Origin of the sequence: Desulfovibrio sp. 7SRBS1, assembly GCF_049723905.1 — a bacterium.
In the GTDB taxonomy this organism is placed as follows: domain Bacteria; phylum Desulfobacterota; class Desulfovibrionia; order Desulfovibrionales; family Desulfovibrionaceae.
Map to the genome: position 1 here is coordinate 1,486,507 of NZ_JBJKFD010000001.1, position 17,780 is coordinate 1,504,286.

The window sequence follows — 17,780 nt, forward strand, 5'->3', positions numbered from 1 at the left end:
ATTTTATCTTATAGCTTTTAGACAATAGCATTCTTTCGTTTATTTAAAAAATCTCTATCCATGTTCCCCCTAAAGGATTTACTACTTAGAAATGATAGCAAAGAGGTGCAAGGATTAGAGTTTTGCGAAACAACGCAGCTATCGTGCCTTTTTCAGCAGCCTGATAACCTGCTCAGACGTTCGCACTCTGTGCTTGCGGATAAGGGCGACGGCTTCGTCCGCTTTGCCCTGCTGGGAACCATCCCGGAAACCCTCTCCCGGGTACTGCGCAAAATGGATGAGGAAGAGCTGATACAAACCGACGGCCCTGCAATCCGCCTGCTGGACAAAGAATCTCTGCGCCAGCTCGCTTCCGGGGAAATGCGGCTGTAAATTACGATGAATTTCAATACATAGACTGCCACACGGCTTTTCAATACAAAACGGCGGAGTGCTGAAACACTCCGCCGTTTTGTATTCTGCAATGAAGCTTGTTCCGGGTGTTTGCCCAGTTGGCAGCGACCCGAAAAGGTAATCGCCGCAGCCTCTCTGTTGTTTTTCATCGGTTCAAGGCAGATCAATCCGCCCTTCTTGCCCCGCCTTCATTTCTTCGTTGCAGCGCATTCCTTGCACCGGCATCCACCGCCTTTCCTTGCCGGAAGATGTCCGGGACAACGCGGTTCCATCTCCCCCAGGCTTCCTTAATCTTCTCTCTTGCACTCGAAGCCGGGGATGCTCAGCCAGCATTCCACCCGCGACAGCAGCCAGGAAGCAATAGTCACCAGGAAAAGATAGTAGGCCCCCACCACCATGAAGACACGGGTGTACTGGAAGGTCTTGGACGCGATGTTGTGGCCCGTGCCCGTCAGTTCGATACAGGTCACGATGTAGGCCAGGGACGAGTACTTGATGAGGTAGACGAACTCGTTGCCGCAGCCGGGAAGGGCTCGCCTGAAGGCCTGGGGCAGGATGATGTTGGTCACGGCCTGCCAGGGGGTGAATCCCAAAGCCTGGGCCGCTTTGAGCTGCCCCTGACGGATGGAAAGCAAACCGCCCCGGATGTACTCGGAATGATAGGCTCCGCTGCACATGGCAAAACCGAAAATGGACGCGCCGACGGGCGAGAAGAAGATGCCCAGATGCGGGAGGCCGTAGTACCAGACAAAAAGCTGCACAACCAGCGGAGTGCCCCGGAACACGGCCACGTAGAAATTCATGACCTTGGTAATATACTTGTTGCCGTACACGCGCAGTACGCCGCAGACCACGCCGATGGCAAGGCCGATAAGCGCCGAGGGCACAATGAGTTCTATGCTGACCCACAGCCCCTGGTTGAGCTGCGGCATAAGCTGGGCCAGATATTGCCAGACGGAAGCTATCCAGTCCATTTACGCGCCCTCGCCGGAAAGCTCGGTAATCTTGGCACAGAACTCGGCAGTCCGCGAACCGGAACCCGGAGTGAGCAGGTCCTTGGGAGTCCCCTGCTCCACGATGCTCCCCTGCTCCATGAAAACAAACTCGTCGGCCAGGGAGGAGGAAAAGGAAATCTGGTGCGTGGCCATGAGCATGGTCATGCCCGCTGCCGCCAGGTCGCGAATAACGGCCAGAACTTCACCGATGAGCTCAGGGTCGAGCGCACTGGTGGGTTCGTCCAGAAGCATGACCTTGGGGTCCATAGCCAGGGCCCTGGCAATGGAAACACGCTGCTTCTGACCGCCGGACAGCTGGGCCGGATACAGGCTCGCCTTGTCTCCCAGGCCCACCCGTTCCAATTCCGCCATGGCCCGCTCGGTCGCATCCGCACGGCTCATGCGCCGCACCTTGATAAGGGCGATGCGCACGTTTTCCATGGCCGTAAGATGGTCGAACAGGTTGAAGTCCTGAAAGATCATCCCCACCTGCTGGCGGTATTCGTACAGTTCCCGTTTGCCGCTGAAAAGAATCTCGCGGCCGTCGAGCCAGATGCGGCCCTGGTCGGGTTCGTGCAGGTAGTTGATGCATTGCAGAAAGGTACTTTTGCCGCTGCCTGAAGGTCCGATGAGCACCTTGAGGCTGCCGCGGGGGAGGTCGAGGGAAACGCCTTTGAGCACCTCGTTGCCGCCGAGGATCTTATGAATATTCTCCACGCGGAGAATCGGTTGTTCTGCCGTTGGCATGCTATGCGTCCTTGTCTATTGCGTAAATCCGGCGACACGCAATTTGCGTTCGAGAAGACGCAGAGCCTTCACGCCGAAAAGAGTGAGTACAAAATAAATGGCCCCGGCCAGAATATACAGTCCCAGATGCTCGAAGGTGCGCGTGGCCACAAAGTGGGTCCGCGCCATTATCTCCGTAACTCCGATAACAAAAGCCAAAGCCGAGTCCTTGAGCAGGATGGAATATTCGTTGGACCATCCGGGAATGGCCAGCCGCAGGGCTTGTGGAAGAATAATGGTGGTGATGGCGGTAAAATCGCTCATCCCCAACGCACGCGCCGCCTTGAGCTGGCCCGCGGAAAGGGACTGGATAGCCCCCCGGAAAATTTGTGACTGATACGCCGTACTGGTGAGTCCCAACACGATGATTGCGGCCATGAATGCGCTGAGGTTGATACCGGTAAGCGAAAACAACCCGTAGTAAAAAAGAAATAGCTGCACCAGGATGGGCACACCCCGGAAGAACCATACGTACAGCCGCACCAGCCGTCGCACGGGCCGCGATCCGTACACCTGCCCAACGGCCATGGGGACGCCGAGCATGAGGCCGAGCCCCATGGCTCCGACCACAAGAAGAGCGGTGTTCAGCGTACCGCCCAGAATATAGGGCAGGGCCCCCCAGATTATTGAGAATACATTTTCCATAGGTCATTAAGCCTGGGTAACAACATGAAGGGCCGTACGACCCGTTTTACGGAAAGAAAGGTCCCGGGGCATTCCCCAGGACCTTTCCGAAAAAAGGCTGAGCAGAGTCCGTCCTACTGGAGGTCGTACTTTTTCTTGAGTTCTTTCCAGTGGGGGTCTTTCATAAGCATTTCAAGCCCCTTGTTGATCATTCCCAGCAGTTCCTTGTCTTCCTTGCGCACGGCATAGCCGTAGTTTTCGCTGGGCTGACCGAACTCGCCGATAACCTTGACCGGCTTGGCCTTGGCTACTTCTTCGGCAATGGTGTCGTCCATGGGGCAGGCATCTACACGGCCCATGACCATATCCTGAACGGCCAGGGGGGAGGAGTCATAGATGACCAGGGTGTAGTTGTACTTGTCCTTGTTTTCTTCGAGCCAACCCATGGCCGTAGTGCCACGCTGGACGCCGAGGCGCTTGTTGGTGGTCAGAAAATCGACGGCGGGAGTATCCACGCCGTTCTTTACAACCATGACCTGCTTCACGACCTTGTAGGGAATGGAAAAGTTGACGACTTTTTTACGTTCGTCGGTGATGCTCATGCCGGAGGCGATGAGGTCAATTTTTCCCGAAACAAGAGCGGGAACAATGCCCGACCAATCCATGGGCTGATGCTTGACGTCGAAGCCGAATTTTTCGGCAATCCAGTTCATGGATTCCACATCGAAACCGGCGGGCTGGCCGGTTTTGTCCACGTAGCCGTAAGGCGGAAAGTTGAGATCGATACCGTTTACATAGGTTTTCTTTGCCATGGCCGTTCCAGCCATTGCAAAAGTCGCCATCAGCATGGCACTGCAGATGATAGTGGCGATGCGTTTCACAGTTTTCCTCCAGGAAATGATGATAGAAAGTCCAATCAGGACGTCCTCGACTCCAGGCCGTATGTCCAAGCCTAGCGCATTATCAGACTTGTGCCCCGCCCGCAAGAACCAGACGCCCTTGCCTTTGCGCATCAGGGGACGTATGAAGCGGCATTCACGCCTATCTGGAGAAGTAATGATGCACCAAGATGCAACAGAACAATTTCTGAACAGTCTTCCGGAAATCAAGGAAGGCGAGTCGTTCCGCTTTGCCTGCCACCCGGCGGTCCAGTGTTTCAACGCCTGCTGTGGCGACCTGACCTTGCAGCTCACCCCCTACGACGTGCTCCGTCTGCGCCGGGGGCTGAACCTTTCCAGCAAGGACTTCATAGAGGGGCTGGCCGAAGTGCTGGTGGCGCCGGACACGGGATTTCCCGCGCTGAAACTGCGCATGAGCGAAAAAATGCACCACCCCTGCCACTTTGTGCGCGAATCGGGCTGTTCGGTTTACGAAAACCGGCCCGGTGCCTGCCGTACCTACCCTGTGGGCAGAGCCGCCAAGATGGGCGAGAACGGCCAGATAGTGGAACAGTTTTTTTTGGTACGCGAATCGCACTGTAAAGGCTTCAAGGAAAACAAGGAATGGACCATCGACGAATGGTTTTCCGACCAGGGTCTGGAGCCCTACAATGAATCCAACGACCGCTGGATTCAGATAATGGCCCGGCAGAAGCAGGCCGGGGGCAGCATCGACGCGAAAAAGGCCACCATGGTCCTCATGGCCGTGTATCAGGTGGACAATTTTCAGCGCTTTGTGCACGACATGCAGCTTTTCAAACGGCTGGACGTGGACGAAGCCCGGCAGAAAACGATTTTGGAAGATGAGGAAGCCGCCCTCAAGTTCGCCATGGATTGGGTGGAACTGGTGATCTTCGGTCAGTGCGACAACCTCGCCAGAACCGAAGGATAACACAAAATATCCAAGGGGATGCAATGGGCAGGGACTTCAAACTCCCCGAATGGGACATTGCCCTGGCCGCGCGGCGGCTGCTGTACCGTCCCGCCCTCACGTCTTCCCCGCTGCCTGGGGAGTACGGCCCGTCCCGCTCCCTGGCGGATTGGATAGACCGGCTGTCCGATCCTGCCCAAACGTCTGGCAGTACCCTGGCTGGCCCTGTTCTCTGCCGCTTTGCCGCAGACTTCCTGGCCGCCTACCTCCATCCGGAATTCATCCGCCGCGCTCCCGAAGACGCCGAAACCCGGCTGATTTTCGAACAATTCGTCCATCGCCGCCACGGAACAGCCAGCCTGGAAAACCAGAATGCATTGCGCAACCGTCTGCTGCGGCTCGGCTTTGCCCTGTGCATGGTGGCGGACCTGCCACGCACAGCCCACATTTTGGGCGACATCATCACCCGCCGCCTCGATCCCTCGCATTTTTCCGGCCGGTTCACTGCCCTGGACATTGGCGCGGGGACGGGCGTGCTGTCCGTTGCCATGGTCATCTGCGCCCGCAGAAACGGCTTCCAGAGCGTACACATCACCGCCCTGGAGCGGGATACCGAAGTAGCCGAATCCACGGATGCCCTGCTGCAAACCTTGGGTATCGGAAAGGTCGTCATGGCCGATGCCAAAGACCCGGCCGTGTATGAACGCATTCTGGACAAACGTTTTCCTATAGCTTTTGTCAGCAACGAAACCCTGCCCAGCCAGGGCCATCGGCTGTGGAAGGAAGACTTTGTGCCCATCAGCCAAACGCTGCTGAATGTGGGTGGGGAAACAGTGCGCAAGGCGGACTTTTTCCCGCTGAGCCTTGCCGCCACGGTCCGGGACAGGGCCGAACCTGTGGAGCTGTGCGCGGAAAACCGATTTGAAATTTCAGACAAGTACCCCATGCGTCTGATGAAGGCCTGGGGAATCCGCTTGCAGGACGGGCTGTGGTCTTTGGAACGCATTGGCGAACCGTTCCGACAATATGTATCGCCGGACTGGCTCCCGTTGTTGGGACGACGCTGGTAACAGGGGCTCAGACGGCTGATAAGGGCACGGTAGCGTCGTTGCTTCGGAAAACTCAAATCCTCGCGTACGTAAGAGTACGCGTCGGCCTTGAGTTTCCCTCGCGCCTAGCCCTCATCTCCTTCCTAGCCGCCTGTCATACGACGCTTTAAAGGCAAGAGTTGGCCTTTTTCAGCCGTCTGAATCGCCTCTCGTCCATAGTTCAACAAGCTTTCCGTTCACCAGCTCCGGTGCTTGCTGGTGCGCACCATGGCCGCATCCTTCCACCACCAGAAAACGTCCATCCTGGACCGTACCGGCAAGATGCTCCAGATGTTCCCGATGAACCAGCTCATCGTCACTGCCTGCCATGAACAGACAGGGCGCTGCAATGGCGGCCAAGTCGCGGTCCTCAAACTGCGGCTCGTTGCGCCAGCTGCGCGTTGTTTGCCGCACCAGGGCCTTCCAGTCCCCGCCGTGCGCCTGCATGTGGTTGACGCGCACGGCCTCTATAAATTCGGTGCGCCCCTCACGCTCCAGGCAGTCGGGATCAAAACTCGCGGCATTCTCCACAACAGCCGGGCTCACGCAACCTGATGTTCCTATCGTCGCCAGGCTGGCGAACCGTTCGGGCGCACGGCAGGCCATGTACAGGGCAACCGCCCCGCCCATGCTGTAGCCCACCATATGCACGCGCTCCAGATGCAGGGCGTCGCACAACAGCAGCATGTCGTCGGCAATGGAGGAAAGGGTCCAGTTTGGATAGCCCTTGCCTGCTGCCAGCCGGGTACGTCCGTGACCGCGCAGATCGGGAAACAGCCCCCGGCATTTTCTGTGAAAGGCGGTCAGCTGCGGACCGAAACCGATGATGCCGCGGGAAAAGGCCCCATGCAGAAAAAGCACGGTCCGGCCTGCACCCGTCTCCTCGTAAAACAAATCCAAATCGGCAAGACGAATGCGCGGCATGGCAACTCCGTTCAGAATTCACGATCCAAAAGCAGGTGGGAAAAATACCCGGCCACGGCAGCCAGATAAAAAGGAAACATGTGGTCCGCGGGAATTTTCAGTAAAAAAAGCGGCAAAAGAATAATGGGCAGAGGGACGAGCAGCATTGCCCACCAGGTATGGGTCCAGCCCCGATGGTGCCCAATGGCCGGCATCATACCGGCCAACCCCAGTACGGCAGCCCATTTATATTGCCCACGGGCCATGAGCACCAGATCCACCAAGACCAGCAGGCCGTAGTACAGACTCTGTCCCTTGGAATCGGTGTCCACGTCCGGGAAAAGCGCGGCAAGCACGCTGATGCAGATAAGAATGGCCCCCAAGGCGGGATTGGGTGCGTACCACCCGCCCCAGATCAGCAGGCCGAGAATAATGGCGGCGAACACTGCCCCGCCCGTCATATGTGCTTTGTATCCTGGCATGGGGGCGGACTATATCCACGTCGTCATTGGAAGGCAACGGAGCCCCGCTCGGGAGAATCCCCATACGGAGCGGGAGGCCGGACATTCCACCCGAAGGCCCGGCCTCCTGTCCGCGCTACTTCTTCAGCTGTTCAGCGATTTTTTCGGCAACCTTGCAACCGGACAGCAGCATGCCTCCGAAAATGGGCCCCATGCGGTGTGCCCCAAAGGTGGCGTTGGCCGCCATGCCCGAGACGTACACGCCAGGGAAGACCTCGCGGGTGTTGTCCACGGTGGTGGATTCGGCCTTGTCCGCCCACATGGAACGTTCGCCCTCGATGCCACCGGAGGGCGTGTTCAGGCGAATGCCGTTCTTGCGGACCAGTGTCTTGAGCACTTCGGTGTCGTGGCCGGTGGCCTCGATGAGGTACTTGCAGTTGAGCACCAGCGGATCAACGTGCAGCCCTGCTATTTCCACGGGAGAAGAGTTGATGACGATACCGGTCACGCGCTGATCATCGCCCGTTCCGCGAATGGCCACGTCTTCCACGCTCATGCAGTTGAAGAAACGGGTTCCGGCCAAAGCCGCCTTGGAAGCCAGGGTCGTGGTGGCGGTTACGGCGTCGGCAGTAAAGTAGCCCGGCGCGTATTCGTTGAGGGGCACGCCGATTTCCTCCAGCACGCCTTTGCCCTCTTCCTGCACCACGATGAAGTTGTAGGTCATTCCGCCGCCCCACATGCCGCCGCCGATACTCAGCTTGCGTTCGAAAAGCGCAACCTTGTATCCGGCGCTGGACAGTTTGTAGGCTGCGGTCAGTCCGGAAGGTCCGGCACCCACGATGGCTACGTCCAGATCCAGGCTGTCGCAGAATTTTTTGTGGAACTCAGTGATGATGGCTTCGGTGATGAGACGTTCGTCGAGTTGCATGGGAACTCCTTGCTGTGTTGCAGACAGCGGCCACGATCCGGACGGACCGCAGACGCGCACGCGAGACCACACCACAAGAACCCCGTCCGCAACCAGGCGCGGGCAGATGCAATTTACCGGAGAATATAGTGCCAGAGAATATTTGGGAGAAAGCTATGGGAGGCAGGCTGTTTTGAGTCAGACCCTTCATTCAGGCTCTCCGAATTCCCTACGGCAGTCCGAACTGCTTCAGGTTCTATGGGTATGATCTCAGCCCCACGAAGGCGGGGCACCCCAATCGGTCAGGCAAGGCATTACACCCATGTTCCCGGACAGGCAAGCTTTTCCCGTAAACGAAACGCCCTGGAAAGCCCGCCCTGTTTGCCACACGTCAACCAAAGCCGATTTGTTCGGGCAAATATAATTGCTCTCACCCCAGATTTTCTTATGTTGATACCAAACAGGTCAAGCAAAGGATCAAATTATGACTCAAAACTACACTGCTGATGAACTCGGGAAGCTGATGTCCGATTTCTACGGCTATCTGAAGGACAACGACAGCGTTAACCTTCAATACAAAAAAAAGTTCCTTGAGATTCTCAAGGGATACAGTGCCTTTGAGCGGCGATACCTGCTGACCCTGTACTATACCATTTATCTGGAAGGACAGCTGCAGGACGACCGGATTAACGCCCCCCGTTCCGAAGCGGATGTCGTCAACTGAGCACCTCCATCCATTACCATATGTTCCCCTAACCCCAGGACCGTGTCTGCCCGGCACGGTCCTTTACTTTTTGGGGCGCACCCAATGAACATCTTGACTTTGGGACCATGCTGAGCCACGCTTTTAAAATAGGATATCTCCCTGTGCCGAAACCGATGAAACAAACGGATATCCGGCGCAGGAGGTTGCCTGCATGATTTTTTTTGCCTGAAACGCCTGCAAGGCGGAAAGGCTCCAACGCACGCAGGCTCTCCCCAACATGCAACCATGGAGCAAGCCATGCTGAAAAAAACGTTCATCCTTGTTTGCGGCATTTGTATTCTTCTGCTGGCAAGCGCCCTGCATGCCCAGTCCAAAGGCGACGCCGACAGAGGACGCATTCTGGCCAAGGGCTGTGTCTGTCACAAAAACGGATTCGGCAGCATGAAGCAATCGGAATTTCTTAAGGCTATTGCGGATTTCAAGGCCCAGAAACGGGGCCCTCAAAAGATGGTGAACGTGGCAAAGGGCTTGCCGGATGCTGACGTGGCCGACCTGGCTGCTTTTTTTACATCAAAATAAGCAATCCTTATCCAACCATCCCCCGAAAACAAGCCAAGCCCCCGAAACGCCAGGTATGTGGCACTCCGGGGGCTTTTTCATGGTGATTCACAAGTCCCGCTCCTGGTAATGTCCTTACAATTTTTTACGCGACACCCTCAAATACACAGGGACCGTGTACGTAAGGCAGCTACACGCTGCCCAAATTCGTGCTGACCGCCTGCAGCAGCTCACCCCGAGTATTATAGACAGGTGAACTCTCCACCGCCACCAACTTGGCAGCCAGGCTTGGATCGCCAAGCACCTTCCGCGACAAGCGGCGCTTACGGAGTGCCTTCATTTCATCGGCCATCGATTCATTGCCGTCCTTGCGTACCGGAACCGACGCCTCGACCTTATTGCCTACCCTGGTAAACATGTCATTCAAAGCAAGAGCTTCCATGGTATCCTCCTGGGGTTTCCCCCGGGCCCTTCCTTGGGCTGTTTGTGACCTCCTACAATAATCTTATCGGACCATGTGGCTGAGGCTTTAGGTTTAAAAAATAAAAATGGATGTTTTGTTCCTCTTTCCTACTGCGGCTATGGGGGAATTGCCGTACAACAATACTGCCAGAAAGCTTTTACAAGAGAAAAAGCTTCCGCATGCCACATACATGCAAAAGACGCTCACCTCTTCGACAAAGAGGCAAGCGTCCATGCAACATTCCACAGAATACTTTTCTGCAGAGCTATTCAAAAACCTTTTTGGCATCGTCCTTGATTTTATCCACGGCCTGATCGACTTTCTTCCCCACCTTCTCGGCCGGTCCCTCGTCCGAACATCCAACCAGGCTCAAAGAAAACATTCCCAATAAAACAGCAACGATCAAAAAACGAAACGTGCGCACCATATTGTTCCTCCGTAACTTGTCAGAAAGAGCGGACAAATACATGCAAAGGGCAACCATGGCGAACAACAGACACGCCATGCCGCCTCCATCATCCGCCGGATGTGTGGGCAAGACTGAAAAAATGGTCATCAGCCTTTTACTCCCTTGCAAGGTTACATGTATTCGAGCGGGATAGCGCTATTATATTTTTCCAGGCGGCCAATATACGGGTTTCCGTTCTTGACAGGCCACGGTTTTCCATGCGAGAGGCAGTTCGTTACCTCAGGGCGGGGTGAAATTCCCCACCGGCGGTATTCCGGACAAATGTCCGGCAAGCCCGCGAGCGCCTTTGCCGCATGCAAAGGGTCAGCAGATCCGGTGAGATTCCGGAGCCGACGGTTACAGTCCGGATGGAAGAGGAAAACAGTCTGCTTACCTGCCGAAAGCGCAACCCCGCGCTGCTGGCTGTCCTTGTTTGGCAACGGCCAAGGACGGCGCTGTTCCCCACGCCCTGATTCTGGACACTCTCAACACATGGAGTTTGCCATGAATCAGAATCTTTTGGACGATTTCGGTACCCCTATGGAGCGCGTACAAAACGCCTTTGAAGCTGTCCGCCGTGGAGGCGGAGTGCTGGTTACCGATGATGCCGACCGGGAAAACGAGGGCGACCTGATTTTTCCTGCTCAGTCCCTCACCACCCAACAAATGGCCATGCTCATACGCGAGTGCAGCGGCATCGTCTGTCTGTGCCTGCCGGATGAAAAAATCCGGGAACTGGGTCTGTGCATGATGGTGGACGAAAATTGCAGCCGCTATCAGACGGCTTTCACGGTTTCCATAGAAGCCGCAGAAGGCGTTACCACGGGCGTTTCCGCAGCCGACCGGCTGACCACCGTACAGGCGGCCATTGCCGACAACGCCGGCCCTGAAAGCCTGAACAGCCCGGGACACATGTTCCCGCTGCGGGCCCGTCCGGGCGGCGTACTGGAACGCCGGGGCCACACCGAGGCAACGGTGGACCTGATGCGTCTGGCAGGGCTGAAGCCCTACGGCGTGTTGTGCGAAGTCACCAATGCGGACGGCACCATGGCGCGCCTGCCGGAAATCATCGAATTCGGCCACAGGGAATGTCTGCCGGTCCTTACCGTGGACGACCTCGCCCAATACCGTATGCAGATGGAAATGAAAAAAAAGGCGGTATAGCGGTCCCAAGCCGCCGCCCGAAGCACCGGCTGCTTTGACCTCCCTACCGCTTCGCCACAGCGGATCGCCCCCGGAAAGCGAACTTTCCGGGGGCGATCTTTTTTTTATGCGGCGGGCATAAAAAATCTAATAGCGTTCAAAACGGCCCTCTTCCCCCAGAACAACTTCAGCCCTTGTAGGGACGGGCAGGCTTGCACGATGCACTTCGTGCTTGTCCGCATCACCGGTGTTAAAGAACTCCATGGTCATTTGCAGTTGCTGTGCCTGGGAGGAAAGCTCTTCCGAAGTGGAGGCCATTTCCTCGGATGCCGAGGCATTGGACTGGATGACCTGGTCGAGCTGGCTTATCGCCTGATTGACCTGCCTCGCCCCGGTATTCTGCTCGTCACTGGCCGCGGCGATTTCCTGGATGAGTTCAGCGGTTTTGCGAATATCCGGCACCAGATCGGCCAACCGTTCCCCTGCCTCGTTCGCCACCTTGAGTGATGACGAGGAGACTTCGCTTATCTCTCCGGCTGCCTGTCCGCTCCTCTCCGCAAGTTTGCGGACCTCGGCGGCCACAACCGCAAACCCCTTGCCGTGCTCCCCGGCACGGGCCGCTTCGATGGCTGCGTTAAGCGCCAACAGATTTGTCTGCCGGGCTATTTCCTCGATAATCACAATCTTTTCCGCAATATCGCGCATGGCCTCCACGGTCTGCCCAACGGCCTTCCCGCTTTTGTCCGCATCTTCTGCGGCCTTGATGGCGATATGTTCGGTTTGGCGGGCGTTTTCCGTATTTTGCTGGATATTGGCGGCCATCTCTTCCATGGACGAAGAAATCTCCTCTATGGAAGCGGCCTGCTCTGTCGCCCCCTGAGACAAGGTCTCCGAGGAGGAGGCAAGCTCCTCACTGCCTGCCGCCACGTTGGACGCAGCCGAATCCACATCGCCCACAACCTCGCGCAGCTTGCCAACCATGGCAACCATTGCAGCGGAGAGTTGGCCGATTTCATCTTTCTGGTGAATCGCCGCGGTAACACTCAAGTCGCCACTGCCAACCCTTTTGGCAAAGGCCACGCCTTTTGCAAGCAACCCTGCAATCTGCGTCGCTATAATCCAGGCCAGGACAATGCCTATAACCAGGGCTACGCTGGCCATGATAAACACGCCCTTGCGTGTTACCTGCGCCTTGTTCAGCATTTCTTCATCCGTCAGTATGTTCTCGGCCACGACCTGCCGGGTCTTATCGAGAATCTCCTGTACTTTTTCCAGAGCGGGCTGGGTTTTTGTAGAATAGACCTTCATGGCAGCGGCCAGATTTGCCATCCGGGTGTCGTGCCATTTGATGAGCTGGTCGATGTACTGCAAGGTTTCTTCAGCCAGAGGCTCTGTGACCTTACGGTAGTAGGTTACAGCCTCTCCGCGTCTTCCCTCGGCCAGCAATTCGTTTATGGTCACAACCGAATCGTGGAGGGCCTTGTGAGGGGCGTATACTTTACGGACCAATTCGGCGAATTCGGGTTCAGCTTCCATCCGTTTTTGAATACGTTCGGAATAAAGCCACTTTCCCAGTCCGCACTTGTGCGGATCGGCCTGCACATCGCATCGCGTCATCTGAGGATTGAGCAGAACGCTTTTGACCTCACCGGTCCACTTGAGATGGTCCAACTCCTTTTCCCGGAGAAAGCTTCCCAGAGACGGATCAACATCTTTATAGAGTGCTCTGATTTCCTTGGCAGACTCGTGCAGTGCGGTATGAGGCCCTTCGATTTCCTGCATAAGGGGCTTGATGGCTGGCACCAGACGTTCCGCTTCTTTGCGCCCTTCGCCGTAATACCAAGCTCCAAAACCGCATTTATGCGGATCGGACTGCACATCCAGGGTATGCACGTTCACATCCGTAAGCAGGGCATTTACCTTTCCGGCCCAGCGAAGATGGTCCACTATCTTCTGAACGAACTCACCTCGTAATTTGTTTCCGGCAATAACCTCTCCGGCATTGCCGACAACATGTCCCAGCCCAGAAATAGCCCACCCCCCCAGCAGGCACAACAGCACAAGAACAACCCCAAAACCGAGGCCGAGTTTGAATTTAAGGCGCAAGTCATTCCACCATTGCATACACGACTCCCATATCTGGCCCTATTCCAGGCCAAGCTTCGAAATAAATTAGTCACACTTTTTCACGTTATTGAAATTATTAATATTATAATTTGCTCAATCCGGACGAGAGATATCAGACTTTTCAGCATCAGCCTTTTGCGTTATCACCGGTGCAGTCTGAAGAAACCATCCCGTCCTAAAGAATCATGGTCGGAGACGCAATACATTCGAGAAATCAAGCCGGAGGCAAAACATATGTGCGGAATCATCGGCTATGCGGGCCACAGACCTGCCGTGCCTGTTTGCATAGAAGGACTGCGCAGGCTGGAATACAGAGGATATGACTCGGCAGGTGTCGCTTTTGTCGAAGCGGGAGGCCTGCGGATCATCAAGCAAAAAGGAAAAATCGCCGAGCTGGAAAAAGATATCGCCGCCTCCGGCAACGTGATGCAGGCCATGACAGGCATAGCCCACACCCGTTGGGCAACCCACGGCGAACCGAATCAGGTCAACGCGCATCCGCACGTGGATGATTCCGGCAAACTGGCCATGGTCCACAACGGCATCATCGAAAACTTCGGCAGCCTGCGTCAGATGCTCCAGTCCGAAGGGCACAACTTTGTTTCCGAAACCGACACTGAAGTCCTGCTCAAGCTTATCAGCCGCGAGAAGAACGGCGAAAAATCCGTATCCAAAGCCATTTCCAAGGCCCTGCAGCAGGCCGAAGGCGCATACGCCATTGTTCTGGTAGACGCGGACCGCCCTGGAGAAATCTGGGCCGCGCGCAAGCACAGCCCCCTGGTGATGGGTCTGGGAACGGGAGAAAATTTTCTGGCCTCGGACATTCCGGCCTTTTTGCCCTACACGCGGGAAGTCGTCTTTATTGAAGACGGCGAGCTGGTGCACATCAGCGCCAACTCCTGGAAGGTAATGGACGCCGTGACTCTTGAGCCCGTTGCAAAGGAAGTGCACACCATTACCTGGGACGTGCAGGCGGCACAGAAAGGCGGCTACAAGCACTTCATGCTCAAGGAAATCTTCGAGCAGCCCCGGGTTATCCGCGATTGCCTGACCGGACGGCTGGACACCAAGGAAAAATGCGTCCGCCTGCCCGAGCTGGATACCTTGGAAGTTCCCAAACGACTGGTCATCGTAGCCTGCGGCACGTCGTATCATGCCGGTCTGTGGGGGAAATATCTTTTCGAAACCTGGGCGCGCATCCCCTGCGAAGTGGATATCGCCTCGGAATTCCGCTACCGCGACCCAATTTTATGCGAAGGCGATTTGGTGCTGTCCATCAGCCAGTCCGGGGAAACCGCAGATACACTTGCAGGCATGCGCCTTGCCAGAGAACAGGGCATTCCCGTTCTGGGCCTGTGCAACGTGGTCGGCTCCACGGTATCGCGTGAATCCGATGCCGTGCTCTACACCCAGGCCGGACCTGAAATCAGCGTGGCCTCCACCAAGGCCATGTGCAGCCAGCTGACCATGCTCATGACCATGGCCCTGTACTGGGGGCAGAAAAGCGGTTCCATCAATGCGCAGATCATGCAGCAGGCCGTGGACGGGTTGCACAACCTGCCCGAAGCCCTGGACGACGCCCTGCCCGCCATGCGCGAAACGGCCCGCACCATCAGCCGCAAATACGCGGACAGCCGCAGCTTCCTCTACCTGGGCCGCGGCCCCAACTATCCGCTGTCCATGGAAGGCGCGCTCAAGCTCAAGGAAATCTCGTACATCCACGCCGAAGGCTATGCGGCCGGGGAAATGAAACACGGCCCCATCGCCCTGATCGACCCGCACTTTCCATCCTTTGCCATTGCCCTGGACGACGACCTTTTCCCCAAGGTCAAATCCAACCTCATCGAGGTGCAGGCCCGCGGCGGAAAGATAGTGGCCCTGACCAACTCCGGCCTAGACCTGGACGTGGACGACGCCTGGATTCTCCCCCGCGCCTGGGGTCCGCTGTCCGCCTTCATGATTCTGCCCGCACTGCAGCTGTTTGCCTACGAAACAGCCGACTATCTGGGCAAGGACGTGGACCAGCCGCGCAACCTGGCGAAGTCGGTTACCGTGGAATAAATACATCTCCCGCAGCACTTGCTGTGAGAGATGAATGAAGTTCTTGATACGTCGCTTCCGATCGCCCCATGCATAGGGTGATCGGAAGCGATTTTTCATGTCCGGGGAAATACGAAACGTCAGAGACGAAGATATCCAGATGGCCCCAAAAAGAACATGAAAACAACAACACGGGTTACGCCATGATCTTCGCGGACTTTCCGAGACCTTTCCGCATCCGTTAATCGGCCTTTGCCAGCCAGCGTTTAACCGTATTTCTATCCACTTCCAGCCGGGCGGCGGTACGGGCGATGTTGCCATTTTCCATATCCAGCACCTTGGACACATAGTCGGCGACGAACTCCTTGAGCGGCTGGGGGCGTCCATGCTCGCCCGAAATGCGAAAAAAGTCGTCTGTGATCGCCCCCTCATTCCCGTTCTCCGGCATCTCCTGCAAAGGCAGCAGATGGCGCATGAGGGCCTGGTCCGGCATCCCCTGCAAGGCAATATATTTTTCCGCCATATTTTGCAGTTCCCGGACGTTTCCCGGCCAGCCATAGCCATCGAGCCTTTCCACGAGCCTGCGGTGCAGCTTGGTCGAAGAGCGATTTTCCTTGTTTCCCGATTCCAAATCAAATTCCGGCGGCAGAACCGAACGGTTCGGCCGTGCGGCATCCAGAAAATGCCTGAACAGAAAGGAAGCATCCCCTTCCCTGTCCCGTAACGGCGGAATGGTCAGATTCAGCACGTCCAGCCGGAAAAACAGATCGTCCCGCAGCTTCCCCTTGCGCACCTCCTCGCGGGGGGAGCGGTTGGTGGCGGAAATGACCCGCACATTGACGGGAATAACTCTGTGGTCGCCGATGCGCATGATTTCCCGGGCCTGCAGGGCGCGCAACAGCTTGGACTGCAAAAAGACGTCCATTTCCGTGATTTCGTCGAGAAAAAGCGTGCCTCCGTTGGCCAGCTCGAAAAGCCCGGTCTTGCCGGTGCGCAGTGCCCCGGTAAAGGCTCCCGGCGCATAACCGAACAGTTCGCTTTCCAGAAGCGAACCGGAGAGCGCAGCGCAGTTCACAGGCACGAACGGCCCGTCGGCCAGTGGACTTTCGTTGTGGATGCTCTGGGCGAACAACTCCTTGCCGGTGCCGGTCTCCCCCTGAATCATGATGTTGCAGTCTGTCCGGCTGTACTGCCGGGCAACTTCCACCACGTCACGCATGACCTCGCTGCGATAGATAATGTCCTCGAAAACGTACTTGGCATAAAAACCCTTTTCCAAAAGCTTCTGCCGAATGGCGTTTCCAGCCTCTTCAATGTGCTCCACTTTTTGAAAAAGAATAACCGAAGAGGAGACCCCGTCCTTGGGCTTTATGGTCACGTGTTCCACGGCAAAACGGGTGTTGCGCCGGTTGACCAGGATGTTCCCCACGCTTTTTCTGGCAGAGCGGGCCTCGTCCAACTCTTCGGCTTGAAAAATCTCGCGATAGGACCTGCCGATAATGGATTTGCGCGAATCACGCAGCAGGCGGCAGCCGTGCTGGTTGATCTCCTCGATCCGGCCCCGGCTGTTGATGAGCATGGCTCCTTCCTTGGTGCAGTTGAGCACGGCGGAAAGCTTCTCTGCGTTGACGATATGCTTGTGCAGATTGTTGAGCACCAGCATGGCCTGTTCAAACGCGTCCACAATGGTTTCCATGCTGGATTCAATGAGGTGAAAATTGAGCTCGTGACGCTTTGCCATGCGCACGGACACGGCATCGCCAATGACCACGTCCGGCTCCCAGGCCACCACTTCGGCCGTTACTGTATCCAGACCCTGGCTGCCGCTGACGATGAAGGTCCGGTGGACGCGTCCCAGAATGTCACAGACCGGCTGCACCAGACTGATGAACTGACGAAACCCCACAATGGCGATTTTCGTCTCCGCAGTGGTATTGGCGTGAACATACTCCAGCACCTTGTAGATGGACCCGCCCACTTCGATGACCTCAATGCCGAGCGATTCCCTGATAAGCCGGGCGGTTCCTCCCCGGCTGATAATGATCTTGGCGCCCTCGCTTATGGCTTTGCGCGCCGCGGCAACCCCGGATTGCAGGTCGCCCACGTAAGTCCGGGCCGGATAGCCGTTGGTTTCTATGATGCTCTGGGCCTTGGTGCGTATATTCTGGTACGGGGCGATAAAGGCGATATCCATACAGTCCTCACGAAATTGAAACCTCATTGTCGTGGCACAGGCGGCTTTGTGACCAGCCTGCCCACAATACGATGCAAAATGCACAGGTGACATATGCATTTTGCATAGCAATCCGTCAATCTCTGGCCTCCAAAA

At 56.4% G+C, this 17,780-nt stretch carries 18 protein-coding genes and 2 riboswitches; of the genes, 7 read left to right on the forward strand and 11 right to left on the reverse strand.

What is annotated here, in order from left to right:
* Positions 1 to 189 precede the first annotated feature (189 nt).
* Positions 190 to 372 (forward strand): helix-turn-helix domain-containing protein, encoded by a 183-nt coding sequence (locus ACI0FJ_RS06965; protein WP_424300918.1) that lies wholly within the window; start codon positions 190 to 192, stop codon positions 370 to 372.
* A 308-nt stretch (positions 373 to 680) separates the two neighbouring features.
* On the opposite strand, the gene ACI0FJ_RS06970 is transcribed toward ACI0FJ_RS06965, so the two are convergent.
* The 4 genes from ACI0FJ_RS06970 to ACI0FJ_RS06985 all read right to left on the reverse strand — a co-directional run bounded on the left by ACI0FJ_RS06970 (position 681) and on the right by ACI0FJ_RS06985 (position 3,679).
* Entirely contained in the window at positions 681 to 1,367 is a 687-nt protein-coding gene (locus ACI0FJ_RS06970) for an amino acid ABC transporter permease (protein ID WP_424300921.1), read from the reverse strand.
* The gene (locus tag ACI0FJ_RS06975; protein WP_424300924.1) at positions 1,368 to 2,135 is read right to left on the reverse strand and encodes an amino acid ABC transporter ATP-binding protein; all 768 of its coding nucleotides are present in this window, start codon (positions 2,133 to 2,135) and stop codon (positions 1,368 to 1,370) included.
* Positions 2,136 to 2,150: 15 nt separating this feature from the next.
* Complete coding sequence (locus tag ACI0FJ_RS06980) at positions 2,151 to 2,819, reverse strand: amino acid ABC transporter permease (protein ID WP_424300927.1); 669 nt, start codon at positions 2,817 to 2,819, stop codon at positions 2,151 to 2,153.
* Between the two features lie 113 nt (positions 2,820 to 2,932).
* On the reverse strand, positions 2,933 to 3,679 hold the full coding sequence (locus tag ACI0FJ_RS06985; protein WP_424300930.1) for an ABC transporter substrate-binding protein: 747 nt from the start codon (positions 3,677 to 3,679) through the stop codon (positions 2,933 to 2,935).
* 175 nt (positions 3,680 to 3,854) lie between these two features.
* Here ACI0FJ_RS06985 and ACI0FJ_RS06990 point away from each other — a divergent pair, with 175 nt between their 5' ends.
* Both ACI0FJ_RS06990 and ACI0FJ_RS06995 read left to right on the forward strand, forming a co-directional pair.
* A complete protein-coding gene (locus ACI0FJ_RS06990; protein ID WP_424300933.1) occupies positions 3,855 to 4,628 on the forward strand; it encodes a YkgJ family cysteine cluster protein in 774 nt (257 codons plus the stop codon).
* Between the two features lie 23 nt (positions 4,629 to 4,651).
* Positions 4,652 to 5,677 (forward strand): hypothetical protein, encoded by a 1,026-nt coding sequence (locus tag ACI0FJ_RS06995; RefSeq protein WP_424300936.1) that lies wholly within the window; start codon positions 4,652 to 4,654, stop codon positions 5,675 to 5,677.
* 168 nt (positions 5,678 to 5,845) lie between these two features.
* Here ACI0FJ_RS06995 and ACI0FJ_RS07000 read toward each other — a convergent pair whose 3' ends face one another.
* The 3 genes from ACI0FJ_RS07000 to ACI0FJ_RS07010 form a co-directional block, all read right to left on the reverse strand.
* On the reverse strand, positions 5,846 to 6,619 hold the full coding sequence (locus ACI0FJ_RS07000) for an alpha/beta fold hydrolase (RefSeq protein WP_424300939.1): 774 nt from the start codon (positions 6,617 to 6,619) through the stop codon (positions 5,846 to 5,848).
* Positions 6,620 to 6,630: 11 nt separating this feature from the next.
* Entirely contained in the window at positions 6,631 to 7,059 is a 429-nt protein-coding gene (locus ACI0FJ_RS07005; protein ID WP_424300942.1) for a metal-dependent hydrolase, read from the reverse strand.
* A 136-nt stretch (positions 7,060 to 7,195) separates the two neighbouring features.
* Positions 7,196 to 7,987, reverse strand: a complete 792-nt coding sequence (locus ACI0FJ_RS07010) for a sulfide-dependent adenosine diphosphate thiazole synthase (protein ID WP_424300945.1) — start codon at positions 7,985 to 7,987, stop codon at positions 7,196 to 7,198.
* A 187-nt stretch (positions 7,988 to 8,174) separates the two neighbouring features.
* A riboswitch (TPP riboswitch) is annotated at positions 8,175 to 8,273 on the reverse strand.
* Positions 8,274 to 8,450: 177 nt separating this feature from the next.
* On the opposite strand from ACI0FJ_RS07010, the gene ACI0FJ_RS07015 reads away from it, so the two are divergent.
* Entirely contained in the window at positions 8,451 to 8,690 is a 240-nt protein-coding gene (locus tag ACI0FJ_RS07015) for a hypothetical protein (protein WP_424300948.1), read from the forward strand.
* A 279-nt stretch (positions 8,691 to 8,969) separates the two neighbouring features.
* Entirely contained in the window at positions 8,970 to 9,251 is a 282-nt protein-coding gene (locus tag ACI0FJ_RS07020; RefSeq protein WP_424300951.1) for a c-type cytochrome, read from the forward strand.
* Positions 9,252 to 9,420: 169 nt separating this feature from the next.
* On the opposite strand, the gene ACI0FJ_RS07025 is transcribed toward ACI0FJ_RS07020, so the two are convergent.
* Both ACI0FJ_RS07025 and ACI0FJ_RS07030 read right to left on the reverse strand, forming a co-directional pair.
* Positions 9,421 to 9,672, reverse strand: coding sequence for a hypothetical protein (locus ACI0FJ_RS07025; RefSeq protein ID WP_424300953.1), 252 nt, complete (start codon positions 9,670 to 9,672; stop codon positions 9,421 to 9,423).
* A gap of 286 nt (positions 9,673 to 9,958) precedes the next feature.
* Complete coding sequence (locus ACI0FJ_RS07030; RefSeq protein WP_424300956.1) at positions 9,959 to 10,120, reverse strand: transport-associated protein; 162 nt, start codon at positions 10,118 to 10,120, stop codon at positions 9,959 to 9,961.
* Between the two features lie 253 nt (positions 10,121 to 10,373).
* Positions 10,374 to 10,525, forward strand: a riboswitch (FMN riboswitch).
* A 120-nt stretch (positions 10,526 to 10,645) separates the two neighbouring features.
* Between ACI0FJ_RS07030 and ribB the strand changes: the two genes are divergently transcribed.
* On the forward strand, positions 10,646 to 11,305 hold the full coding sequence (gene ribB / locus ACI0FJ_RS07035; RefSeq protein ID WP_424300958.1) for a 3,4-dihydroxy-2-butanone-4-phosphate synthase: 660 nt from the start codon (positions 10,646 to 10,648) through the stop codon (positions 11,303 to 11,305).
* A 126-nt stretch (positions 11,306 to 11,431) separates the two neighbouring features.
* Here ribB and ACI0FJ_RS07040 read toward each other — a convergent pair whose 3' ends face one another.
* Complete coding sequence (locus ACI0FJ_RS07040; RefSeq protein ID WP_424300961.1) at positions 11,432 to 13,408, reverse strand: methyl-accepting chemotaxis protein; 1,977 nt, start codon at positions 13,406 to 13,408, stop codon at positions 11,432 to 11,434.
* 237 nt (positions 13,409 to 13,645) lie between these two features.
* Between ACI0FJ_RS07040 and glmS the strand changes: the two genes are divergently transcribed.
* Positions 13,646 to 15,472 carry a glutamine--fructose-6-phosphate transaminase (isomerizing) gene (gene glmS, locus ACI0FJ_RS07045; RefSeq protein WP_424300964.1) on the forward strand — a complete coding sequence of 609 codons (1,827 nt, stop codon included), beginning with the start codon at positions 13,646 to 13,648 and terminating at the stop codon, positions 15,470 to 15,472.
* 220 nt (positions 15,473 to 15,692) lie between these two features.
* Here the strand turns inward: glmS and ACI0FJ_RS07050 are convergent, their stop codons facing one another.
* On the reverse strand, positions 15,693 to 17,645 hold the full coding sequence (locus ACI0FJ_RS07050; RefSeq protein WP_424300967.1) for a sigma 54-interacting transcriptional regulator: 1,953 nt from the start codon (positions 17,643 to 17,645) through the stop codon (positions 15,693 to 15,695).
* Positions 17,646 to 17,780: the final 135 nt, after the last annotated feature.